Annotated in this window: 2 protein-coding genes; both read right to left on the reverse strand. The window is 44.9% G+C overall.

The annotated features are described in order from the left end of the window. Positions 1-286: 286 nt before the first annotated feature. The gene (locus LIY45_RS30465; RefSeq protein WP_226478705.1) at positions 287-988 is read right to left on the reverse strand and encodes an Imm25 family immunity protein; all 702 of its coding nucleotides are present in this window, start codon (positions 986-988) and stop codon (positions 287-289) included. An 18-nt stretch (positions 989-1,006) separates the two neighbouring features. Continuing rightward, positions 1,007-1,445, reverse strand: a 439-nt coding sequence (locus LIY45_RS30470; protein WP_226478706.1) for a hypothetical protein, incomplete at its 5' end; no start/stop codon positions are given.

Consider the following 1,445-nt stretch of genomic DNA (forward strand, 5'->3'; position numbering starts at 1 on the left):
ATTCGCCGCCTTGCGGGTCGGTGGTCATTGGCCGAGCGGCTCGAGGCGGTGGTAGACCTTGTACAGTGCCCAAATAGTCTGTTATCGCGCCGGTCATTGCTGTTGCAGCGGCGTGCCCTGACGATGGGCAGGATTCATGGGAGGGTGAAGTCCAGATCTCCCGACCCGTCCTGAAACTTTCTGCCGGTGAATACGGCTACCGGATTGCCCACCGAGTAGATCCGGTAGCTCACTTTCTTCAGCTGCTCGGGCATCCCTGCGGAATCGGATGGATTGTCCTTAGAGGCTATATAGTTATTGGCTGTTGAGCGGCATATCTGGCTGAGGTCTCAATAAATGCGAACTCTGCAAGAATGGATGAGAGGTCAAACGGTGGGGTTAGATAATCTTTGAGGAAATCGGATGATGCTTGCGAAGTGTTATTCAATATATCTGGCGCAATATTTTTTATATTTTTGATTGTTTTTGAAAGGCTTTTTCCACCTTTTCTGTATAGGCTTATTAATTCATCATGAAGTTGTGGGAATATTTGGTGCTGCTTTAGCTTATCGTACGCTTCTAGAAAGTGATGGTAGGCAATCATTCGCTGTGCTGTGGTTTGGCTTGTTGCTACGAGGGAAGGAGATAGTAGTTCTTCTTGTACTGCGTTTGCGAACGCATCGACGTAGGGGATAAGTTTAATGATACGCTGCTGGCATTTCGATAAAAAATCTGGGTCTTCATCATGCGTTATGCCAATTGCTATTTTGAATGCACTGCAGTTTGAATCTAGTGAGCTATCTGGATAGTTTATTGGGCCTACCCACAGGTCGGTCGTGAGAGAGTTATCTTTATTTGTTGTTATGATTATGTAGCAGTAATGCTTGCTGTTAGGTATTGCCCGGCAAAGGGAAGTTATGTTTTTTGACCATAGTGGGTAGGCTGGTGCGAATCTGTGCTCAAAAATAAGAGTGTGTAAATTTTCTACAATCGAATTTGCTCGTGGCATTATAGGTGTCTCGTGATATTAAAATGGGGCTTTCGGGCCAAATGTCCACGGAATATTGGCGCTTTCTAGTTTTTGCAAAACACTGCCCATCTCGGGCGCTACTCTTGGGTCATGTTCAAAGTGCCAGTGTGGATTTGCACCTTGCGAATTTTTTAGTTTAATGTCTTTGTCAATTTGTGTTGTCATTCGATTTAAACTCTCTGTAGAGCGAAGGCCTTTTTTAAAGTTGTCGGATTTATATTCAATATCCCGACCTTTGTAATGACTGTCATATGAGCGTTGTCTGCCGAAGTTTCTACCTTTTTGAGGCCCGAATATTTCTATTACGCGCTTGTCATGCCATTTTTTTGCCCAGCTTAGGAATCCTCTCCCAGACTTTCCACATTCCCAGCCCGAAGGATCGGTCCAGATTACGGAGTTTGGAGCGTACTGATAAAGATTGAATCCACCCAATAAC

Origin of the sequence: Pseudomonas sp. MWU16-30323 (assembly GCF_020515595.1) — a bacterium.
Classification (GTDB): domain Bacteria; phylum Pseudomonadota; class Gammaproteobacteria; order Pseudomonadales; family Pseudomonadaceae; genus Aquipseudomonas; species Aquipseudomonas yamanorum.